Here is a 21602-nt window from a genome sequence, read left to right on the forward strand (position 1 = left end):
CGTTCACGCCTTCGACGAGACCGGGGACCCGTCGTGCGGAGCCGGCTCGGTGACGGATCCGTCGGCCGGCGACCCGACGCGAGGCGCCTGGGTGGCTGCGCCCGGACCGCCGGACTGCGCACCTCGCGGACGTGCCTTGTAGCGACGACCGGTGAGCGCCAGGCTGAGCGGCGTGCGGCGAGCGACCTCCGTGATGAGCACGGCGCCGATGATCACGAGCACATAGGTGACGAGCGTGAGCCATGGGGTCGGAACGGTGCGCTCGAGCCAGTCGTCTCCCACCCAGAGAAGGATCCAGATCACCATCGGGTGCGACAGGAAGATGCCGAAGGAGCGGTCGGAGGCGAGATCGACGACGCGCGCCGTGACTGATCCGGCCTTCCGCCGGTCGGCCCACCACGTGCCGATCGCGAGGAATCCGATCCCGACCGCGACGCCCCAAAGGATCATCACCGGCTGCATCGGCGTGCCCGCCCCGTAGAAGCTGTGGTGCCCGACGAGCACCTCGACCCAGTACATGCCCAGCATGATGGCGGCGGACGCCAGCACCAGCCATCCGATCAGCGCGCGGTGCGTGCGCACCCACGTCAGGAATTGCGCCGCGTGATCGGCGGCGACGGCGCCAGCGATCACGAAGAACGAGTACGTGAAGACGATCTGCTTCGCCCAGTCGCCGTACCAGCTGTACGACGACTGACCGTAGTGGTACCACGCCATGAGTCCGGCTTGCACGGCGAGGGCGCCGAGAAGCAGGAGCCAGTGCTTGCCGCGAGTGCGGCGCACCAGCCACACGATCACGGGCACGAGCAGATATACCTGCATCGTCACCAGCAGGAAGTACAGGTGGTACCACGCGCTGCCGGTCAGAGTGGTCACGACGAACTTCAGGACGAGGTCGCCGACGCTGCCGGTCGGGTGGTGCAGATATCCGGCGACGACGTAGATCGCCGACCACGCGACGTACGGAACGCCGACGAGCAGGAACCGCTTCGGCCAGAACTTCCGCATCGGCACCGGACGTGCCAGGAAGCTGTAGACGAGCACGAATGCCGTCAGCGCGAAGAACACCTCGCGGGTGAAGTGCATGAGGTCGAGCAGCATGTAGAGGCCGACATCGTCGGGGCCCGCTGTGTGGCTGGTGGTGTGCACGCCGATGACGCAGACGAACGTCAGGATGCGCAGCACGTCGATTTCGTAGAGGTGGCGCTGGCTGCTGCGCGGCTTCGCAGCGGTGTCGCTCGCGGCGACAGAGTCCTCCGCGGCCGCAGAACGCTCTGGATGGAGTGCCGGACTGTCGCCGCTCACTCGGCGCTCGCCGAGACCTCGGCCACGGCGCTGCGCAGGCGCACGCGCTGGACCTTGCCCGTCGCGGCACGCGGCACGTCGTCGACCACGGTGATCGTGCGCGGTCGCTTGAACCTGGGCAGCCGCTCCTCCGCGAGACGGCCGAGCCGGTCGACGAGCTCGTGGTCTCCGTCCTCGGTGCGCGTGGCATCCGCTGGGATGACGAAGGCGACGGGCACGAATCCGAGCACGTCGTCCGGAGCGCCGACGACGACGACCTCGCGCACGGCAGGATCCGTCAGCAGCACCTCTTCCACCTCGAGCGGATAGACCTTCTCGCCTCCGCGGTTGATCACGTCGTCGACACGGCCGGCGAGCGTGACGTATCCGTCGGCGTCGATCGAGCCGAGGTCGCCCGTCTTGAGCCAGCCGTCGGCATCGAAACGGTCAGCGGCCGCACCGCGGAAGTAGGCGTCGACGACGCCGCGTCCGCGGATCCACAGCTCCCCGACCTGGTCGAGCTGGAGGACGCCCTTCTCGCCGCGTGCCTGCACTTCGGTGCCGACCGGGATGCCGACGGTTCCGGCGCGTGGAGCGTCGACGGGAGTCGCGGTGATCTGGCTGGCCGCCTCCGTCATGCCGTAGCTGACGACGAGCGGAATGCCCGCGAACGCATCGGCGACAGGGCCGGGCAGCGGAGCCGACGCCGTGCGGATGAGCCGCAGGCGCGGCGGCGGGCTGATCGTCTCGGTCGCCAGCACCGCGAGGATGGCCGGAACGGCATTGATCCAGCTGATGTCGCGCTGCTCCATGAGCGGCCAGAACCCGGTGCGGTGGAACCGCCGGTCGACGACGAGCGTCGCGCCGGCGGTGAGGGTCGCGAGCAGGCCGACCACTTCGGCATTGATGTGGAAGAGCGGAAGCGAGTTGTACCCGCGATCGGCCTCCGTGAGCCGGAGGTGCTCGGCGACTGCGGCCCCGACGAATGCCAGGCGGTCCGCGGTCAGTTCGACGCCCTTCGGCGTGCCGGTCGAGCCCGAGGTGAACAGCATCGCCGAGCCGCCGGAGCGGAACGCGGATGCCGCGTCCGTCGTGGGCTCGCCACCGACGTTCACGTCCTCGGATCCGCCGCCCTCCAGAACGTCGGCAACATGGGGCGGGGCGATGCGGCGCAGCCCTGCGGCATCGGCACGCGCGGGATCAGTCGTGACCAGGGCGGTCGGACCGTCCACGAGTCCGGCCAGACGAGTGACGTCCTCTGCCGTGAGAGCAGGATCCAGCGGCACGGATCGGTGACCGGCGGCCACCGCGCCGAGGTGGGCGACGGCGAAGACGAGCGGATCCGGCTCGTCGACGAACACCGTCGAGTGCTCATCGAGTGCGGCAGCGCTGAGGAACGCGTCGATCGCGCGGACGGTGTCTGCGTACGTCAGCATCCGGTCGTTGCGGGCGTCCTCGAGGTACGGCCGATCCCCGTGAAGGAGCGCCGCGCGGGTCAGAAGCTCTCCGATGGTCGGAATGCCTGCACCGTTCGTCCACTCTTTCGTCACCCGACGATGGTATCGGCGGCTCCTATGCGGATCCCGTGCGTGGGCTCGGCGCCATCCGAGCGGCCGTGGTACGTCGGCGTGCGACGAGTGGGCGTGTGCCGTGAGGTCGCTCCCAGCTCGATCACCTGGTCGGCTCCCCTGGCCTCTGCCGCATCGTGCGTCACGAGCACGGCAACGCGGTCCTTGAGCGCCAGCCGCAGGTCGGTCATCAGCTCGGCGGAGGCCTGGGCGTCGAGCTGCGCTGTGGGCTCGTCGATCAGCACGACATCGCCGCCGGCCAGCAGCGTGCGCGCGACGGCGACCCGCTGGCGCTGTCCGCCCGAGAGCCTCTCCCCTGCAGCGCCGATACGGGTGTCGAGACCCTGTGGAAGCGTCGCGAGCAGGGGCGCCAGACCGACGCGGGTCAGCGCATCCGTGAGCTCGGCATCCGAGGGACGGTCGGTGCGAGGGCGCGCGAGGGCGAGGTTCGCGCGCAGGGTTGAGTCGAAGAGATGACCCTCCTGCGGGCACCATGCGATGCGGGTGCGAAGAGCGTGCGGAGGGATGGCGGCGGCATCCGTGAACCCGTCGCCCTGGCGCAGCAGGTACCGGCCGGCAGTGGGATCGGCGAAGCGGAGCAGCAGCGCCAGGAGGGTGGACTTGCCGGATCCGCTCGGACCCGTGACGGCGAGCCATTTCCCGCGGTCGGCCCGTCCGCTGATCCCGCTGAACACCGGGCGGAGGGCCGCCGGGTAGCGGTAGGAGACGGCGTCCAAGCGGATGCCGTGCACGGGCGCCGTCCTCCGCTCGTCGTCCCCGAGCGCGGTGGTCGCGGCCCCGGCGGCCTCGTGAGCGGACGGCGTTGAATCGTCCAGCACGGAGGTGACGCGGTGCAGTCCGGCGAGGACGCGCGCGAGTGCCGGTGCCCTGGTCGCGGCGGCGACGCCGTCGAGCAGGGGCTCGATCATGCCGAGCGGCACGAGGACGAGCACCGCGACGAGCTCGGGACGCAGCGCGCCGGATGCTACGGCGCCGGCCGCCAGAGGCAGCATCGCGACCGCCGCCGCGCAGCACGCCAGCACAGTGATGGCGGATGCCGCGCCCTCCACCAGTGCTGTGCGGCGCTCGCTGGAGGCGGCAGCGGCATCCGCGGACTCGATGCGGCGGATCACGCGTCGCGCCGCGCGTGGCGTGAGATCCTGGGCGGCGACCAGCAGATCGGTGAACGACTCGAGAACCGCGGCCCGTGCGGCCTCGTCCCGATGCGCGGCGATTCGGCCGGCGGTGACGGCGAGCACCGGAGCCACGATGCATGCCGCGACGGCCAGGCAGGCGACGACGATGAGCGACGGCGGGTACACGAGGCCCAGCGCGACGGCGGACGCGACCAGCACCGCACCGGCGGCGACCGGAGGCTGGACGACCCGGGGAATGAGGTCGCGCACCCTGTCCGCGGAACCGATCAGCGCCGAGAGGGCGTTCACCGGGGTGAGAGCGACGCGACCCGCCGGCCCGGATGCGGCGAGCGCCTGCCACACCCGCACCCGCAGAGCCGTGACGGCGCGGAAGACCGCGTCGTGCGTGAGCAGGCGTTCGGCGTAGCGGAGCGCTGAGCGCCCGATGCCGAAGAAGCGCACGCCGACGATGGCGACGAGCAGGTACATGATGGCGGGCTCCTGGCTCGCCCGCACGATGAGCCAGCCGGAGACCGCCGTGAGCGCGATGGCGAAGCAGGTGGAGAGCACTCCGACACCGATCGCGGCGAGCATGCGGAGCCGGACCGGGTGGACCACCGTGAAGAGCTCGGACAACGCGCCGGTCGCGGGCGCGCCCCCGCGCGTCGGGTCGTCGAGAGCAGGGTCCGCCGCGCCACCCGCGCCGCGAGTGGGCTTGGTCGCGCCGGCGGGGGTACCGGCGTCGAGTTCGGGCGGGGCGGACGCGGCGGACGTTGTGGGAAGCGCCGGTGCGGCACTCGCAGGCGCCGACGCTGCTGACGATCGGGGTTCAGCGGAGATCGGCTCGACGTGATCGGCCAGCAGGTGGATGCGGGCATCGTGGGAGGCGACGACGACGGTCGTCCGTTCGCGCAATGTCGCGATCTCCTCGCGAAGCAGCGCCGCCGAGTCCGGATCCAGGTGCGCGGTCGGCTCGTCGAGGAGCACGAGCCGCGCACCGGCGTCCACGGCGGCCAGCATCCTGGCGAACGCGAGACGACGGGCCTCGCCGGGGCTGAGCGAGGCGGGATGCGCGAGGGCGCGCTCGCCGAGACCGACGCGGCGGAGGAGCGCCATGGCATCCGCACCGTCAGTGCCCGTTGCGGCGGCACCTTCGCTTGTGTTCCGGCGGTGGTCGTCGCCGTGTCGGCCGGCGGCGTAGAGGGAGACCTCGTCGAGCAGCGTGCCGGACGAGAAGTGCGGATGCTGCGGCATCCACGCGATCGCGTCGACACCCGGTGAGGTGACGGATCCGGTACACCGGGCCTCGTCGTCAAGGAGGGGGCCGCGGCCGGCGAGTACGGCGAGCACGGTGGACTTGCCTGCGCCGCTTCGTCCGGCGAGAAGCGTCATGCCGTGCGCGGGCGCGTCGAAGGAGACGCTCGCCACCGCCGGTGCCGTGCGCCCCGCGTACGTGACGGTGAGGCGGCGCACGGCGACGGTGTCGCCGTCGGTGTCGTGACGGACGAGGTGATGTCCGGCGGGAATCCGCCGGATGGCGGTGCGGACGCGGCGAAGCGCCTCGCGGCCGGCGTCGGAGGCGTGGAACGCCGCGCCGATCTCGCGGAGGGGCGCGAAGCACTCCGGCGCGAGGATGAGCGCGACGAGTCCTGCCTCGAGTGAGAGCTGTCCGTGCAGCAGGCGGATGCCGATGACCACGGCGACGAGCGCGACCGAGATCGTGGCCAGCAGGTCGAGCGCGAGCGCGGACAGGAACGCGGTGCGGAGTGCGGTCATGCTGCGTCGCCGGTGGTCGTCGGAGATCTCGGCGAGAGCCTGGGTCTGTTCCCGATCCCGACCCAGGCCGACGAGCACCGGTAGTCCCCTCGCGAGCTCGACGAGATGGTCGGAGAGTCGGCCGAGTGCGTCGAGTGACGCGGCGACCCTGTCCCTGGTGTGCATGCCGATGAGGGCCATGAAGAGCGGGATGAGGGGCACGGTGGCCACGATGATCAGGGCGCTCACCCAGTCGGCGGCGAGGTTGCGCGCACCGACGAGAAGCGGAACCGTCGCGGCCCCGACGAGAGACGGCAGGTACGACGTGTAGTACTCGTCCAGCTCGTCGAGCCCAGCGGATGCCAGTTGCGCGTCCGCTCCGACCGATCCGCCTTCACGAGCGCGGAACGACGATGCCAGCCGCGATCGCAGATCCTGCTTCACCCCTGAGGCGGCTGCCTGCGACACGACGCGCAGCCCCCACGCCGCGCCCGCCCTGATGAATGCGCCGGCAAGTCCTTCCAGCACGGCGACCGTCACGTCGCCGTGCCCGATCACCGTGACGATCCCGAAGGCAATGGCGTCGGCGACCAGCACCAGGCCGAGCGCCTTCAGAGCGCCGAGGCAGGCCAGCATAAGGATGCGTCGCCGGCCGATCTCCGCGATCCCCTCCAGCCCTCGCGGGCGTCGTGCGGCGGTCATTGGGGCTTCACCGCCGCTTCGACCGCGTGCGTCGCCGGGATGCTGGCGCCGCTGATCCGCTTGCGGAACACCCAGTACGTCCAGCCTTGGTAGGCGAGCACGAGCGGGATGCCGAACGCGGCCACCGTCGTCATGACTCCGAGCGTGTACGGCGAGCTGGAGGCGTTGGCCACTGTGAGGTCGAACGCCGGGTCGAAGGTCGACGGCAGGACGGTCGGGAACACGTTCGCGAAGATGGACGCTGCGCCCAGCACGAGGAACGCGCCCATGCCGGCGAAGGTCATGCCCTCGCGGTCGCGACGGGCAGCGATCCAGGACCATACGGCGGCGGCGACCGCGATCGCGACGAGGATCCAGGTGTATGCCTTGCCGTTCATGAGCTCTACGCCGAGCACCCAGACGGCGAGCGGGATGAGGAGCACGGGCATCCAGCGCACCGTGAATCTGCGCGAGCGGACGCGGACATCACCGTCGCTCTTCAGTGCGAGGAAAGCGGCGGAGTGCGCGAGGCAGAATCCGACGACGGCGAGTCCGCCGACGATCGCCCAGCCGTTGAACCAGCCGAACGGTCCGCCGACGCCGTCGCCGTTGGAGTTGATCGGCAGACCCGTCGTGGTGAGGGCCAGGGCCGCCCCAACCCCGAACGCCGCGACGAACGAACCGACGCCGAGCGCGACATCCCAGGCCCGCGTCCACCGCGCGGTGTGGCCCTTGCCGCGGTACTCGATGGAGACGGCTCGGAAGATGAGGCCGAGCACCGCCACGACCAGCGGGATGTACAGCGTCGAGAACAGTGACGCATACCAGAACGGGAATGCTGCGAAGGTGGCGCCGCCGGCCGTGAGCAGCCACACCTCGTTGCCGTCCCAGACGGGTCCGATGGTGTTGAGCATGACGCGGCGATCAGTCTCGTTGCGTGCCGAGAGGAGCATGTGCATGCCCACGCCCAGGTCGAATCCCTCCAGGAAGAGGTATCCGGTCCAGAGCACGGCGATCAAGATGAACCACAGTGTGGGGAGGACGTCCACGATCGTTCCTTCTTCTGGTGTCTCGTGTGGATGATGCGGTGTCAGTACGCGAAGGCGAGCACGTCGTCATCTGCGGGAGCGTCGGGATCTTTCGGCTTCTCGGTCAGCTCGGGCAGGGCGGCGGCGACTCCGCCGCGGATGTACTTGGTGAGCAGCCGCACCTCGACCACCATGAGCACGGCGTAGACGATCGTGAACGAGACGAGCGAGAAGAGGATCTCGCCGAAGCTCACGCCGGGCGACACGGCCGCCGCCGTGAACATGAACACCCCGTCGATTCCGCCCGGTGTCGGGTTCGGCGCCACCACGAACGGCTGGCGGCCCATTTCCGTGAAGATCCAGCCGGCCGAGTTCGCGGCGAATGGTGCGAAGATTCCGGTCACCGCCAGCCACATCAGCCAGCGCGGTGCGGGAACGGTCCCCCGTCTGGTGAGCCAGAGCGCGACGACGGAGGCGAACGCAGCCAGCGCACCGAACAGGATCATCAGCCGGAATCCCCAGTACGTGACGGCCATGATCGGCACGTAGTTGATGGTCTCGCCGGCCCTCGATCCGAGCTTCGGATCGTCGGGCAGGTGGGTGCCGTACTTCTGCTGGTAGATCGGTACGAGCTCGTTCACACCCTTGACGGGCTCGTTGAAGTCGCCGTTGGCGAGGAATCCGAGCACGCCCGGCACCTCGATGACGTTGACGACGCCCTTGCAGTCCTTGGAGCCGATGTCGCCGAAGGCCAGCAGCGAGAAGCTGGTTCCCGTGTGACACGCGGCCTCGGCTGACGCCATCTTCATGGGCTGCTGCACGAACATCAGGCGGGCCTGAGCGTCGCCGGTGATCGCGACGCCGGCGAACGCGATGATCGCGGTCACGGCGCCGATGCGCAGCGACGTCAGCCAGACGTTGTGGTCCGCCTTGTCCCGGCCGGGCACGTCAGGAGCCTCGCCGACGATGACGCGCTTGTCGAGCCCCACTGTGTCGATGCCGTCACGGCGCCGCTGCCACAGGTGGTACCAGCCGACTCCGAGCAGGATCGCGCCGCCCACCGCGAACGCCCCGAAGATCGTGTGGGTGAAGGCCGCGACGGCGGTGTTGTTGCCGAGCACCGCCCAGATGTCCGTCATGATCGGGCGGCCGTCGACGAGCTTCACGCCGACCGGATGCTGCATCCACGAGTTCGCCGCGATGATGAAGTACGCGGAGACCACCGATCCCGCCACGGCCAGCCACAGGCAGGCCAGGTGGATGCGCCCCTGCAGTTTGCCCCATCCGAAGATCCAGAGACCGAGGAACGTCGACTCGACGAAGAACGCCAGCAGCGACTCCATGGCCAGGGGGGCGCCGAAAACGTCTCCGACGAATCGGCTGTACTCGCTCCACGCGAGCCCGAACTGGAACTCCTGCACGATGCCGGTGGCGACACCCATGATGAAGTTGATCAGGTAGATCTTTCCCCAGAACTTCGTCATGCGGTAATAGCGGTCGTTTCCCGTGCGCATCCACAGCGTCTGCATGAGCGCGACCAGCGGACCGAGACCGATCGTCAGGGGCACCATCCAGAAGTGGTACACGGTGACGATGCCGAACTGCCATCGGGCGATGAGCAGCGGATCCAGGTCGGTGACGACGTGCACGGTTCCTCGCTTCACGAGTCTTCTACGCTGCGTAGAATTCTACGCGCTGTAGAACGTTGTACCACTGGCGCCCGAAGATTTCTACACGCGGTAGAATCGATGCATGGCAGGTCGCACGTTGGTCAATCTCGGGGAGCTCGAACGAGCCGTCATGGACGTCGTCTGGGACTCCCCCGCGCCCATCGCCGCGACCGATCTGCGCGAGAAGCTGCAGGCATCCGCCGACCAGGGCAGTGCGGAGCAAGGCGACGCGGTGCAGGGCAAGGGCCCGGCGATCACGACGGTGATGACAGTGCTCTCCCGGCTGGAGGCCAAGGGCTTCGTCGTGCGCGACAGGGATGCCAGGCCGCACCTCTACCACGCGGCCATGAGCCGCGAAGTCCACGTCGCCGAACTCATGCACGAGGTGCTCGGATCGGCATCGGACCGCGACGCCGTTCTCGCTCGCTTCGTCGGACAGGTCACGCCGCACGACGCTGAGCGTCTACGCAGGCTCCTGGACGTCTGACGTCCATGCTCGCCGTCGCCGCATCGTTGGCGCTCCTCGCCTTCGCACTCGCCTGGCCCGTGCCCGTCGCCCTGGCCCGGGCTGAGTGGCCGCGACGCATGCCGGGACAGGCGCTCGTCCTCTGGCAGGCGATAGCGCTGGCCGGGGGCCTTTCCATGATCGGATCCCTGCTGGTCTTCGGCCTGATCCCCTTCGGCTCCGATCTCCCTCACGCGGCGGGCGCCTTCACCGCAGACCTCGTGGCCGGACGCCTTCCGACCGACGCCAACTTCTTCGAGATGTTCGCGCTCGCGGGTGCCGCGCTGCTCGGCGCCCACCTCCTGCTGAACCTCGTTCGCACGGCCTGGCGTGCCGAGCGGCAGCGCCGTCATCACGCTCAGTTGCTCCGTCTGCTCTCCGATCCGATGCCGGAGCGTCCCGGAACCCGTGTGATCGACCACGCCACGCCAGTCGCGTACTGCCTGCCGGGCACACCGCGGGCGGTCACCGTGCTGTCGGCCGGTCTGCTGGAACTGCTCTCCGACGAGGAACTCGCCGCGGTCGTCGCGCACGAACGGGCCCACGTGACGCAGCATCATCACGTGCTGCTCGTCGCGTTCAGCGCCTGGCGCAGCGCGCTGCCGTGGTTCCCGATCGCCACCAGGGCGCACGAGGCGGTCGGACTCCTCGTCGAACTGCTCGCCGACGACCACGCGCGGCGAACCGTCTCCGAACGCAACCTGTCGCGTGCCGTCGCCAGGGTCGCACTGGCGGGCGCTCCCCGTGTCGATGCCTCGTCGGCGGTTCCGGCTCGGGCCTTCGCCTCCGAAACGTCGTCTCCCGGCGAGTGGGCGGATGCCAGGGTCGCCCGCCTCACGGAACTCACGGCGCCCAGCGCTCCCGCGCTGCGCTTCTCCGTGCTCGCCATGGCGCTCGCGCTCGTCGTGGTTCCGACGATGCTGCTGCTGGGACCCGCGCTGTACTGATCCGCGGACTACCGGTTCCCGTGGAGTCAGCGGGCGAGCAGCTGCTCCCAGAGCGCGTCCACCTGCCGGATCAGGGCGTCACGGTCGCCGTTGTTGTCGAGGATCACGTCGGCGACCGCTCGACGCTGCTCGTCGTCCGCCTGGGACGCGATGCGGCTGACGGCATCCGCCTCGGCCATGCCGCGATCCTGGATCAGACGGCGGACGCGCTCGTCGCGCTCCGCCTCCACCACGACGATGCCATCGAAGCGGAGCGGACGATCGGCGGATGCCTCCACCAGAAGTGGCACGTCGTACACCACGATCGCGTCGGGGTCGGACGCCTTCGCCCGCGAGAGGCGGTCCTGAACGGCCTCCCACACGGCCGGATGGGTGATCGCATTGAGGTCGCGGAGCGCCTCGGAGTCGTGGAACACGATCGCGCCGAGCGCGGCCCGATCCAGTGTGCCGTCACCCGAGATGACACCATCCCCGAAACGTGCCCGAACGGCCTCCAGGCCCTTGGTACCCGGCTCGACCACTTCGCGGGCGAGGCGATCGGCGTCGACGATCACGGCGCCGTGCTCGGCGAGCCGTGCGGACACAGTTGACTTGCCGGAGGCGATGCCTCCCGTCAGGGCGATGATCAGCACGCCCGCAAGCCTAGGGTGTGCGCCGATCCAGAGCGGACCGCTGGGCGGTTCGCGTACGCGTCACACGGGTTGGAGCGCAACGGGAACACCCGTTGGAAGCTCTACGGTCACCGAGTCGCCAGGACGTACGAGGCCGCCCTCGAGCACGACGGACATGACTCCCGCCTTGCGCACGATCGTGCCGTCGGCGGCCCGGCTTACCATCTCCTTCATCAGCCCCGGCGCGAGCCCATTGATCTGATCGCACGGGTTGCGCAGACCGGTGAGTTCGACCGTCGCCGTCTCGCCCAGGTGCAGAACGGTTCCCGTCGGCAGCGCGAGCAGGTCGATGCCGGCCGTTGTGATGTTCTCGCCCATCTCGCCCGGACGCACGGCGAAACCGTGGCCGGCGACCTCGTCGAACAGTTCGGCCTGGATCAGATGCACCTGACGGAGGTTCGGCTGCAAGGGATCTCGGGCCACCCGCGACCGGTGCTGCACGGTGGTGCCGGCGTGTGCATCGCCTTCGACGCCCCACGCCTCGATGAGCCTGATCTCGGCAACGACGGGCTTGCTGAATCGGTGACCGTCGTCCCGGCTGACGGCGACCACCTGCGCCCCACGCACGTCCCTGCTCTCCACCCGGACACTCTCCCATGCGTGGGCGCTGCCGTCCAAAGCGGTGCCGCACGCGGAAACGGCAACGGCCGGGCCCACGAAGGACTCGGCCGTTGCCGTTGATTGCAGTTCTACGAGTTGCTGGACAGCTTCTCGCGAAGAGCAGCGAGCGACGCGTCGTCGGCAAGAGTGCCGCCGGTGCTGGAGTCGCTGGAGTAGGTCGCACCGCTGCGGGCGGACTCGGCCTGCGTGGCCTCCTCCTCGATGCCCTTGGCCACCTGGCGCTTGTGCGCCTCCCAGCGAGTCTGAGCCTCGGCGTACTCCTGCTCCCACTTCTCGCGCTGAGTGTCGGAGCCTTCCTTCCACTCGCCCGTCTCGGGGTCGAAGCCCTCCGGGTACTTGTAGTTGCCCTGCTCGTCGTACTCCGTGAGCATGCCGTAGAGAGCCGGGTCGAACTCGGTGCCCTCGGGGTCGACGCCCTCGTTCGCCTGCTTCAGCGACAGCGAGATGCGGCGACGCTCGAGGTCGATGTCGATGACCTTGACGAAGACCTCGTCACCGACCGACACGACCTGCTCGGCGAGCTCGACGTGCTTGCCCGACAGCTCGGAGATGTGCACGAGACCCTCGATGCCGTCCGCGACGCGCACGAACGCACCGAACGGAACGAGCTTCGTGACCTTGCCGGGCGCGAACTGGCCGATGGCGTGCGTACGGGCGAAGACCTGCCACGGGTCCTCCTGCGTCGCCTTGAGCGACAGGGAGACGCGCTCGCGGTCGAGCTCGACGGAGAGCACCTCGACGGTGACCTCCTGGCCGACCTCGACGACCTCGCTGGCGTGCTCGATGTGCTTCCACGACAGCTCGGAGACGTGCACGAGGCCGTCAACGCCGCCGAGGTCGACGAACGCGCCGAAGTTGACGATGGAGGAGACGACACCCTTGCGCACCTGGCCCGGGTGGAGGTTCGCAAGGAACGTCGAACGGCTCTCGGACTGCGTCTGCTCGAGCAGGGCGCGGCGGGAGAGGACGACGTTGTTGCGGTTCTTGTCGAGCTCGAGGATCTTCGCCTCGATCTCCTGGCCCAGGTACGGCGTGAGGTCGCGCACGCGGCGCAGCTCGATCAGGGATGCGGGCAGGAAGCCGCGCAGTCCGATGTCGACGATCAGACCGCCCTTGACGACCTCGATGACCGAACCGGTCACGACGCCATCGGCTTCCTTGATCTTCTCCACGTCGCCCCACGCACGCTCGTACTGCGCGCGCTTCTTGGACAGGATCAGGCGGCCTTCCTTGTCCTCCTTCTGGAGAACGAGGGCCTCGACGGTGTCGCCGACGCCGACGACCTCGCTGGGGTCGACGTCGTGCTTGATCGAAAGTTCGCGGGAGGGGATCACACCCTCGGTCTTGTATCCGACGTCGAGGAGAACCTCGTCGCGGTCGATCTTCACCACGGTGCCTTCGATAAGGTCACCGTCGTTGAAGAACTTCAGAGTCTTCTCGACCGCGGCAAGAAAGTCCTCGGCCGAGCCGATGTCGTTGATCGCGACCTGCTTGGCCTTCTTGTCGGTCGTTGCGGTTGTCATTGAGTGGGTACTCCAGTGTGGACATGAATCAGGCCCGGAAAATAATGCTTCAGTTGGAATTTTGCCGGGCAGGCGAATAGGACCGTCACAAAAGTGACTCTCCAGACTACCGTTCTCCGGCAGCCTTTCGCAACAACGCTCCCCCGGGCTCCGCTATTCCACCCCTTGCCGGTGCCGAGTCAGTCCAACCCCGGCCGTAGGGACGCCACGGGCTGGGGGTCCGGCCGGCGCGGCGGATACACCCATGTGACCAGCACGACGGAGATGATCATCAGGAGGAACCACGACACCAGCTTCGCCGCCGAGACCGGATGCCATCCGTCGACCTGGTCCGGATACGTCCACGCGTGCGAGTAGGTCGCGATGTTCTCGGCGAGCCAGATGAAGAAGGCGACGAGCGCGAACGCGACGACCAGCGGCATCCTGAACCGACGACGGAAGACGTGGAACTGCATCATCGACGCGCCGAACACGGCGAGCACGGCGGCCAGCAGCACCCAGCGCAGGTCGACCATGAAGTGCTGGGTGAAGAAGTTGGCGTAGATGGCGGCAGCCACGATGGCGGTCAGCCAGCGTGGCGGGTAGCGCGTGAAGCGCAGATCGAAGAGCCGGTACACCCGCACCAGGTACGAGCCCACCGCGCCGTACATGAAGCCGGTGAAGAGCGGCACGCCCATGATGTGCAGCACGCCGCCCGGATCGTAGCTCCAGGAGCCGACGTCGGTCTTGAACAGTTCCATTCCGGTTCCGACGATGTGGAACACGACGATCACGCGCAACTCGCTCCGCGTTTCGAGGCCGCCCCACACCATGGCGATCTGGATGAGGACGGCGGCGATCGTCAGCGCGTCGTTGCGCGCAAGGACGGCGTCCGGCGGGTACCAGAGCCGGGCGGCGAGGATGACCGCCAGCAGTGCGGCACCGAACACGCACGCCCACGCCTGCTTGGCGCCGAACACGAGGAATTCGACGAGTCCGGCCCACGCCCTGCTCGTCGGGCCGCGGTCGAGCAGTCGGTTGGCTGCGTCGTCGAGGTGCCGCTCCAGTGCGGTGAGGTCGGGACGGCGCGCCATGCTCCGATGGTAGAAGGCTGCCGCACGTCACCCCGGCGGGCGACGTGCGGCAGTGAGAAGCGCTGAAGCTGCGGTCAGCCGACCGTGCCCATCAGCCCAGCAGGGCCGTCTTCAACGTGTCGAGGCCGACGCCGCCGATGTCGAGAGCCTTCTTGTGGAACGCCTTGATGTCGAATGCGTCGCCTTCACGGCGCTTGGACTCGTCGCGGAGCTGCTCCCAGATGCGCTGCCCGATCTTGTACGACGGCGCCTGGCCCGGCCAGCCGAGGTAGCGGTTCACCTCGAAGCGCACGAACCCCTCGTTCATGTTCACGTTCTGGCCGAGGAACTCGAAGGCGTAGTCGCCGGTCCAGACACCCTGGCCGTCCGGGCGCTGCTTGCCGAGGTGAACGCCGAGGTCGAGGACGACCCGGGCGGCGCGCATCCGCTGGCCGTCGAGCATGCCGAGGCGGTCGGCCGGGTCGTCGAGGTAGCCGAGCTGCTCCATGAGACGCTCAGCGTAGAGCGCCCAGCCCTCGCCGTGTCCCGACACGAACTGGTTGCGTCGCCACGTGTTGAGTTGCGCTGAGTTGTAGATCGCGATGCCGCACTGAAGGTGGTGCCCTGGAACACCCTCGTGGAACACCGTGGTGAGCTCGCGCCAGGTGTCGAACTCGGTCACGCCTTCCGGCACGCTCCACCACATGCGTCCTGAGCGCGAGAAGTCGTCGGTCGGCGGCGTGTAGTAGATGCCGCCCTCCTGGGTCGGCGCGATCATGCACTCGATCCGGCGCAACGGCTCGGGAATGTCGAACTGGGACCCGTTGAGCTCGGCGACGGCACGGTCGGCCGTCTCCTGCATCCACCGTTGGAGGGCGTCGGTGCCGTTCAGCTTGCGCGACGCATCGCCGTCGAGGAAGGCGATGGCTTCCGCGACGGATGCGCCGGGCTTGATCTCCCTGGCGATCGCCTCCTGCTCGTCCACCATGCGGCGCAGCTCCTCGACGCCCCACTCGTAGGTCTCGTCGAGATCGACGGCAGCGCCCAGGAATCCACGGGATGCGATGGAGTAGATGTCGCGGCCGACGGCGTCGTCCTCTGGCGCGTGCACCGCGAGCTCGTCCTCGAGGAACACCGCCAGCTCGCCGTACGCCGCTGCGGCTTCCGTCGCGCCCTTCCGCAGATCGATCTTCAGCGACTCCGGAAGATCGGCGCTCTCGCCCTTGGCGTTCTCGGCCAGGGCGAAGAAGAATCCGCTCGGTGCCACCTGCTTGTTCGCCTGGGCGACTCCCTCGCGCACCTGCCTGATGGCCGGAACGTTGCCGGCGTGGATGCCGCTGCGCAGCGTCGCGATGTAGCCGCGCATCGCATCCGGAATGTTGTGCAGGCGGGTGGCGATGGCCTCCCAGTCCTCGACTGATGCGGTCGGCGCGACATCGAAGACGTCGCGCAGCCCCTGCACGGGAGAAGCGATCACGTTGAGGTCACGCTGCTCGAAGCCCGCCTCGTGCTTCTCCGCCTCCAGACGCAGTTCACGGGTCAGGTCGAGCTTGGTCACGCGGTCGACGTCGTCGACGGGTTCCGCCGCCTCGATGCGGCGGAGCGCGGCTGCCGCCGCTTCGGCGGCGCGGGCGGCACCGTCGGGTGAATAGTCTGCGTACTCGCCCTCGCGCCCCGGACGCCCCAGATAGACGTGCATCTCGGGGAAGAGTTCGAGCTGGGTGTCCACCCATTCCTCAGCGATCGTGTCGATGGGGGTGGGAGTCCGTTCCTGTTCCTGATCGGTCATGCTGGCCAGCTTATGGGCGATTGAGGTGAGCGCCGCGGGAACTCGTTCACGCGGCCGAGCCGATTGAGTCCGTGAGTGGCGCAGCCGCGATATGGGCGATTGAGGTGAGCGCCGCGGGAACTCGTTCACGCGGCCGAGCCGATTGAGTCCGTGAGTGGCGCAGCAGCGACATGGGCGATCGAGTGGCGCGGGGGCACCGGCCGGTCAGTGTGCTGCTGCGTCCCAGTTCGGACCGCCGCCGACCTGCACCGTGAGCGGCACCCGCAGATCAGCGGCCCCTGACATCCGCTTGGTGACGATGGCGGAGAGGGAGTCCCACTCCCCCTCCTTCACCTCGAAGATCAGCTCGTCGTGCACCTGCAGCAGGAGACGAGACTGGAGGCTCGCCTCGCGCATGTCAGAGTCGATGCCGATCATGGCGATCTTCATGATGTCGGCCGCTGAGCCCTGGATCGGTGCGTTGAGCGCTGCCCGTTCCGCGTTGTCGCGCAGCACCCGGTTGGTGCTCAGGAGATCGGGGAATGGACGACGCCGACCGTAGATCGTCTCGGTGAAACCGTCGACGCGGGCCTTCTCGACCACGTCGCGCAGGTAGTCGCGCACGGCCCCGAATCGGGCGAAGTAGTCGGTCATCAACTGACGGGCCTCGGCCGTCTCGATGCGCAGCTGCTTGGAGAGCCCGAACGCGCTCAAGCCGTAGGCGAGACCGTACGACATGGCCTTCACCTTGGTGCGCATGATGGGCGTCACGTCTTCGGGAGCCACGCCGAAGATGCGCGCGCCGACGAAGCGGTGAAGGTCTTCCCCTGCGTTGAACGCCTCGATGAGACCGGCGTCCTCGGAGAGGTGCGCCATGATGCGCATCTCGATCTGGGAGTAGTCGGCGGTGAGCAGCGTGTCGAACTCGGCTCCGCTGATGAACGCCGAGCGGATCTGCTTGCCAACCTCTGTGCGCACCGGGATGTTCTGCAGGTTGGGGTCGTTCGACGAGATGCGTCCCGTCGAGGCGCCGGTCTGGTCGTACGTCGTGTGGATGCGGCCGTCGGATCCGACCGACTTCTCCAGCGTCTCGATGATCTGCTTGAGCTTCGTGGCGTCCCTGTGCTGCAACAGGAGGTCGAGGAACGGATGCGGGCTCTTCTCCTGCAGGTCGGCCAGCGAGTTGGCATCCGTCGAGTACCCGGTCTTGGTGGAGCGGGTCTTGGGCATTCCGAGCTCGTCGAAGAGCACCTGCTGCAGCTGCTTCGGGGATCCGAGGTTCACCTCGTGGCCGATCTCCGTATAGGCGGCCTGTGCGAGGCCGTCCGCGCGCACCGTGAGCTCTTCGCGCTGCGTGCGCAGGATGTCGGAGTCGATGGCGACGCCGTTCAGCTCCATGCGCGCGAGCACGCCGGAGACGGGTTGCTCGATGGTCTCCAGCACCCTGCGCGTGCCCTCTTCGAGGCCGGCCGAGACGGCTTCGGCGAGCCTGTGCACGTACCAGGCTTCGGTCGCCGCGCCGATCGGTTCCACCTCGGGCACCAGCTGTGCAGGGTCCGACTGCGGCAGCTGCTCGCCGAGCACCTCGTACACCTGATCGGCGAGACCGCTCGGCGTTCGGTTCGGGTTGCCCAGCCAGAAGGCCACCCGTGCGTCGAATGCGAGTCCGTCGACGACTATGCCGGCTGACCCGAGTGCTTTGAGCTGGTTCTTGGCGTCGTAGAACTGCTTCGGCGACGGCGAGGCCAGCCAGTCGACGAGCGTGTCATCCCAGAGACCGTCTTCATCGGGGCGCAGCTGCACCGACGCGTCAGCTGTGGACAGCCCGACGGCGGCGACGCGTGCGCCCGCGTAGTCGAGCTGCACCGCGATCGGACGCGAGCCATCAGCGGATGCCGCGGCGAGCCATCCGCTCAGCTCCTCGCCCTCCAGCTCCTGAACCTCGGGCGCCGAGACGGCATTCGCGTGCGAACCGGTGACGGCGCCGCTGTCCGAGCCGTCGCCATCGATCAGCTTGAACACGCGCTCCAGCAGCGTGCGGAACTCGAGCCTGGCGAACAGGTCGCGGACCGCCTGCTCGTTCATCGGCCGGCGCGCCAGGTCGGAAGGGCCGAACGGCAGCTCCACGTCGCGCACCAGCTGGTTCAGCCGGCGGTTGCGCAGCGCCTTCTCCTTCTGGTCGCGCAGGTTCTGCCCGACGACGCCCTTGATCTCATCGGCGTGCTCGATGAGATTCTGCACGTCGCCGTACTGCAGCACCCACTTGACGGCGGTCTTCTCCCCGACCTTGTCGATGCCGGGAAGGTTGTCGCTGGTCTCGCCGACGAGCGCAGCGATCTCCGGATACTTCTCCGGCGGAACGCCGTACCGTTCGAGCACCGTTGCAGTGTCGTAGCGCTTGAGCTCCGAGACGCCCCGCACGTTCGGGTAGAGCAGGGTGACGTCGTCGTTCACGAGCTGGATCGTGTCCCTGTCGCCTGAGACCACGAGCACCCGGTACCCCTGGTCGGCTCCCTCGGCCGCAAGAGTGGCCAGGATGTCGTCCGCCTCGAATCCCGCCTTCTCGATGACGGGGATGTTCATCGCGTTCAGCGCGTCCTGCAGCAGCGGGACCTGGCCGGAGAACTCGGGCGGCGTCGCCCCGCGGGTGCCCTTGTAGTCCGCGTACTCGTCGGTGCGGAACGAGTGGCGCGACACGTCGAACGCCACGGCGAGGTGGCTCGGACGCTCGTTCTGCAGAAGCAGGAGAAGCATCGAGAGGAATCCGTGGATCGCGTTCGTGTGCTGTCCGTCGCGCGTGGTGAAACTGTCGACCGGAAGCGCGTAGAACGCACGGAAAGCCAGCGAATGGCCGTCGACGATGAGGAGGGTAGGCTTTTCCGAGTCGGACACGCCTGCCAGCCTACAAGCGGCCTCGGACACTCGATTGTGGTCCAGACGCAGACGCTTGCATCTGTGGCTGGACCGATTGAGAGCGTCGAGCGGCGTGGCCGCGATCACACTCGATTGACGCTCGGACGGGGACGCTCGCGTCCATGGCCGGGGTCGATTCAGGAGCGGCTCGGCGTGGCCGCGAACACACTCTTCGGCAAGGCCGGAACCGGCCTCCGAGCACGACAGGAGAGCCATGTCCGACAGCCATGGAGCGGATGCCGCACCCGACGCGCTCGAGTACGTCCGACGTCGCGGCATGGGAGCCCTCGCCGCGAAGATGGGCATCGAGATGATCGAGTTCTCGGTCGATCGGGCCGTCGCCACGATGCCCGTCGAGGGCAATACGCAGCCCGCGGACCTGCTCCACGGCGGAGCCTATGTCGTGCTCGGGGAGACCCTCGGATCCATGTCGGCCAACCTGTGGGCAGGCCAAGGCCGGCTGGCGGTCGGCATCGAGATCAACGCCACCCACACGCGGTCGGCGACGAGCGGCTTCGTCACGGGCGTCTGCACGCCCGTTCATCTGGGCCGCACGCTCACCACCCACGAGATCGCCGTCACCGACGACAAGGGCCGTCGCTGCTCGACGATCCGCATCACGAACCTGATCAAGGATCTGACGTAGTCGGCTCTGGGGTGCTCGGGTGCGACGCACCCGGGTCGACCGGAGGCGTGGGACGTGCGGCGTCGCCGCCCGTCCCTACTTCTTCGGCGCCAGCTGGTCGATGATCGCCTTGGCGACGTCGTGCATTGTCAGGCGACGGTCCATGGACGCCTTCTGGATCCAGCGGAACGCCTCGGGCTCCGAGAGGCCCATCTTCTCATTCAGCAGACCCTTGGCGCGGTCCACCAGCTTGCGGGTCTCGAACCGCTCGTTGAGGTCGGCGACCTCGGCTTCCAGCGCGATGATCTGCGCGTAGCGCGCGAGTGCGATCTCGATCGCGGGCAGCAGGTCGTTCGGGGTGAAGGGCTTGACGACGTAGGCCAACGCGCCGGCCTCGGTAGCCCGCTCGACGAGTTCCTTCTGGCTGAAGGCGGTCAGGAGCACGACCGGTGCGATGTGGTCCTTGGAGAGACGCTCTGCCGCGGAGATTCCGTCGAGCTGCGGCATCTTCACGTCCATGATGACGAGGTCGGGACGGAGCTCCGTTGCGAGTGCGACGGCCGTCTCGCCGTCGCCTGCTTCGCCGACCACCTCGAACCCGTTGTCACGCAGGATCTCGACGATGTCGAGACGGATCAGCGATTCGTCTTCCGCAACGACGACTCGTCGCGGTGCAGCGGTGTTCTCAGTGTCTGTCACGAACGACAAGCCTACGACATGAGCGACCCGAGGTCTGGGTGGGGCAAGCGTGCCCGGGCCTCCCGAACCGCGTGCGCGTTCGCGGCGACGCCGCGGCAGGGGCGATCGAGGTTCGCGGATAGTGTGCCGTGACATGGCGGAGCGCTCTTGAGCACTGCCTGGCCGCGATAGGGTGGAGCGCGGCGTGCGGCAGGCCGGTGTGGCGGAATGGCAGACGCGGAGCACTCAAAATGCTTTGTCCGAAAGGGCGTGTGGGTTCGAGTCCCACCACCGGCACGGACTATGGCTTCGCACGTCGCAACTGATCGAGGACCCCGACTGCGCATGACGCAGGCGGGGTCCTCGACGCTCCCCCGTCATGGGACGGCATCCTTCACGGGATCATCGCCCGCGGAAGACGGGCTCCCGTTTCCCCTGGAACGCCGCGAATCCCTCTCGGTAGTCGTCGGTGTCGCAGAGCGCGGTCTGAGCGACGTTCTCCGCGGCGACGGCCGACCACAGGCCGAGGCGCTGCTCGCGGAGATCGGCGACGAGCCGCTTGCTGGCACGGAACGCGGCCGTCGCGCCGTGCGCCGCCCTGCGCGCGGCGTCCTCGGCCGCCTGAAGGACGTCGTCCCCAGGGAGCACCTGGGAGAACAGGCCCGACTGCACGGCCTCCGAACCCGACATCAGCCGGCCCGTATAGATCAGATCGAGGGTCTTGTGCGCACCGAGGCGCTCGTAGAACAGTGCGTGGCCGCCGGAGTCGAGGGTCGCGCCCAGTGCGGCGAAGGGTGATCCGATCGTGGCGGTGTCCGCAACGTAGACCACATCCGTCGCGATGAGGAGACCGAGGCCGACGCCCAGGCAGGCGCCGTGGGCGGCGGCGAAGGTCGGCGCAGGGAAGGCCGACATCTGCTTGAGGAGTGGCGTGACCAATCCGTCCAGGTAGCCCATCACGTCGTCGTCCTTCGGGTCGACACCCGAGATGTCGCGGCCGGCGCAGAACGCGCGGCCGGATCCGTGCAGTACGAGGGCCCTGGCATCCGCTCGCTCCGCGTCGGCGTACGCCTCGCTGAGGTCGCGCACCGCCTGTTCGTCGAGGGCGTTGAGCTTGGCCGGGTTGTCCAGGGTGATGTACGCGACATCGCCGTCGATGCTCAGGTCGATCACGGAA

At 68.4% G+C, this 21602-nt stretch carries 16 protein-coding genes and 1 tRNA gene; 4 read left to right on the top strand and 13 right to left on the bottom strand.

What is annotated here, in order from left to right; translation table 11 throughout:
• Positions 1 to 3: 3 nt before the first annotated feature.
• The 5 genes from HII28_RS01320 to HII28_RS01340 are packed head-to-tail and all read right to left on the bottom strand — an operon-like array spanning position 4 to position 9083.
• Entirely contained in the window at positions 4 to 1305 is a 1302-nt protein-coding gene (locus HII28_RS01320; protein WP_170023734.1) for an acyltransferase, read from the bottom strand.
• A complete protein-coding gene (locus HII28_RS01325) occupies positions 1302 to 2834 on the bottom strand; it encodes an AMP-binding protein (RefSeq protein ID WP_170023736.1) in 1533 nt (510 codons plus the stop codon). The genes HII28_RS01320 and HII28_RS01325 overlap by 4 nt, the downstream gene beginning before the upstream one ends.
• Positions 2831 to 6445, bottom strand: a complete 3615-nt coding sequence (cydC, locus tag HII28_RS01330) for a thiol reductant ABC exporter subunit CydC (RefSeq protein WP_170023738.1) — start codon at positions 6443 to 6445, stop codon at positions 2831 to 2833. Before cydC ends, HII28_RS01325 begins: the two co-directional genes overlap by 4 nt.
• Complete coding sequence (gene cydB / locus HII28_RS01335) at positions 6442 to 7473, bottom strand: cytochrome d ubiquinol oxidase subunit II (RefSeq protein WP_170023740.1); 1032 nt, start codon at positions 7471 to 7473, stop codon at positions 6442 to 6444. Before cydB ends, cydC begins: the two co-directional genes overlap by 4 nt.
• 41 nt (positions 7474 to 7514) lie before the next feature.
• Positions 7515 to 9083, bottom strand: a complete 1569-nt coding sequence (locus tag HII28_RS01340; protein WP_170025892.1) for a cytochrome ubiquinol oxidase subunit I — start codon at positions 9081 to 9083, stop codon at positions 7515 to 7517.
• 136 nt (positions 9084 to 9219) lie between these two features.
• On the opposite strand from HII28_RS01340, the gene HII28_RS01345 reads away from it, so the two are divergent.
• Both HII28_RS01345 and HII28_RS01350 read left to right on the top strand, forming a co-directional pair.
• The gene (locus HII28_RS01345) at positions 9220 to 9609 is read left to right on the top strand and encodes a BlaI/MecI/CopY family transcriptional regulator (RefSeq protein WP_170025893.1); all 390 of its coding nucleotides are present in this window, start codon (positions 9220 to 9222) and stop codon (positions 9607 to 9609) included.
• Positions 9610 to 9614: 5 nt separating this feature from the next.
• On the top strand, positions 9615 to 10574 hold the full coding sequence (locus HII28_RS01350) for a M56 family metallopeptidase (RefSeq protein WP_170023743.1): 960 nt from the start codon (positions 9615 to 9617) through the stop codon (positions 10572 to 10574).
• 26 nt (positions 10575 to 10600) lie between these two features.
• Here HII28_RS01350 and coaE read toward each other — a convergent pair whose 3' ends face one another.
• From coaE to polA, 6 genes are all read right to left on the bottom strand, one after another.
• A complete protein-coding gene (coaE, locus tag HII28_RS01355) occupies positions 10601 to 11206 on the bottom strand; it encodes a dephospho-CoA kinase (RefSeq protein WP_170023745.1) in 606 nt (201 codons plus the stop codon).
• Between the two features lie 60 nt (positions 11207 to 11266).
• Complete coding sequence (locus HII28_RS01360; RefSeq protein WP_346769142.1) at positions 11267 to 11827, bottom strand: MOSC domain-containing protein; 561 nt, start codon at positions 11825 to 11827, stop codon at positions 11267 to 11269.
• A 107-nt stretch (positions 11828 to 11934) separates the two neighbouring features.
• Positions 11935 to 13389, bottom strand: coding sequence for a 30S ribosomal protein S1 (rpsA, locus tag HII28_RS01365; protein WP_170023747.1), 1455 nt, complete (start codon positions 13387 to 13389; stop codon positions 11935 to 11937).
• 179 nt (positions 13390 to 13568) lie between these two features.
• Complete coding sequence (locus HII28_RS01370) at positions 13569 to 14462, bottom strand: DUF817 domain-containing protein (RefSeq protein WP_170023749.1); 894 nt, start codon at positions 14460 to 14462, stop codon at positions 13569 to 13571.
• Positions 14463 to 14553: 91 nt separating this feature from the next.
• Positions 14554 to 16230, bottom strand: coding sequence for a DUF885 domain-containing protein (locus HII28_RS01375; protein WP_170023751.1), 1677 nt, complete (start codon positions 16228 to 16230; stop codon positions 14554 to 14556).
• Between the two features lie 204 nt (positions 16231 to 16434).
• Positions 16435 to 19101, bottom strand: coding sequence for a DNA polymerase I (gene polA / locus HII28_RS01380; RefSeq protein WP_170023753.1), 2667 nt, complete (start codon positions 19099 to 19101; stop codon positions 16435 to 16437).
• Positions 19102 to 19336: 235 nt separating this feature from the next.
• Between polA and HII28_RS01385 the strand changes: the two genes are divergently transcribed.
• Positions 19337 to 19768 (top strand): hotdog fold thioesterase, encoded by a 432-nt coding sequence (locus HII28_RS01385; protein WP_170023755.1) that lies wholly within the window; start codon positions 19337 to 19339, stop codon positions 19766 to 19768.
• A gap of 75 nt (positions 19769 to 19843) precedes the next feature.
• Here the strand turns inward: HII28_RS01385 and HII28_RS01390 are convergent, their stop codons facing one another.
• Positions 19844 to 20446, bottom strand: coding sequence for a response regulator (locus tag HII28_RS01390; RefSeq protein ID WP_170023757.1), 603 nt, complete (start codon positions 20444 to 20446; stop codon positions 19844 to 19846).
• A gap of 193 nt (positions 20447 to 20639) precedes the next feature.
• Here HII28_RS01390 and HII28_RS01395 point away from each other — a divergent pair.
• Positions 20640 to 20722: transfer RNA gene (locus tag HII28_RS01395), tRNA-Leu, on the top strand.
• Between the two features lie 105 nt (positions 20723 to 20827).
• On the opposite strand, the gene HII28_RS01400 is transcribed toward HII28_RS01395, so the two are convergent.
• On the bottom strand, positions 20828 to 21598 hold the full coding sequence (locus HII28_RS01400; RefSeq protein WP_170023759.1) for an enoyl-CoA hydratase-related protein: 771 nt from the start codon (positions 21596 to 21598) through the stop codon (positions 20828 to 20830).
• Between the last annotated feature and the right edge of the window lie 4 nt (positions 21599 to 21602).

The sequence above is a fragment of the Planctomonas sp. JC2975 genome, assembly GCF_012985205.1.
Taxonomy (GTDB): Bacteria; Actinomycetota; Actinomycetes; order Actinomycetales; family Microbacteriaceae; genus Humibacter.

Bases quoted from the DNA above. Each gene is read 5' to 3' on its own strand.
- cydC (WP_170023738.1), bottom strand. From the start codon at position 6,445: ATGACCGCCGCACGACGCCCGCGAGGGCTGGAGGGGATCGCGGAGATC.
- HII28_RS01350 (WP_170023743.1), top strand. From the start codon at position 9,615: ATGCTCGCCGTCGCCGCATCGTTGGCGCTCCTCGCCTTCGCACTCGCC.
- rpsA (WP_170023747.1), bottom strand. From the start codon at position 13,389: ATGACAACCGCAACGACCGACAAGAAGGCCAAGCAGGTCGCGATCAAC.
- HII28_RS01370 (WP_170023749.1), bottom strand. From the start codon at position 14,462: ATGGCGCGCCGTCCCGACCTCACCGCACTGGAGCGGCACCTCGACGAC.
- HII28_RS01375 (WP_170023751.1), bottom strand. From the start codon at position 16,230: ATGACCGATCAGGAACAGGAACGGACTCCCACCCCCATCGACACGATC.
- HII28_RS01385 (WP_170023755.1), top strand. From the start codon at position 19,337: ATGTCCGACAGCCATGGAGCGGATGCCGCACCCGACGCGCTCGAGTAC.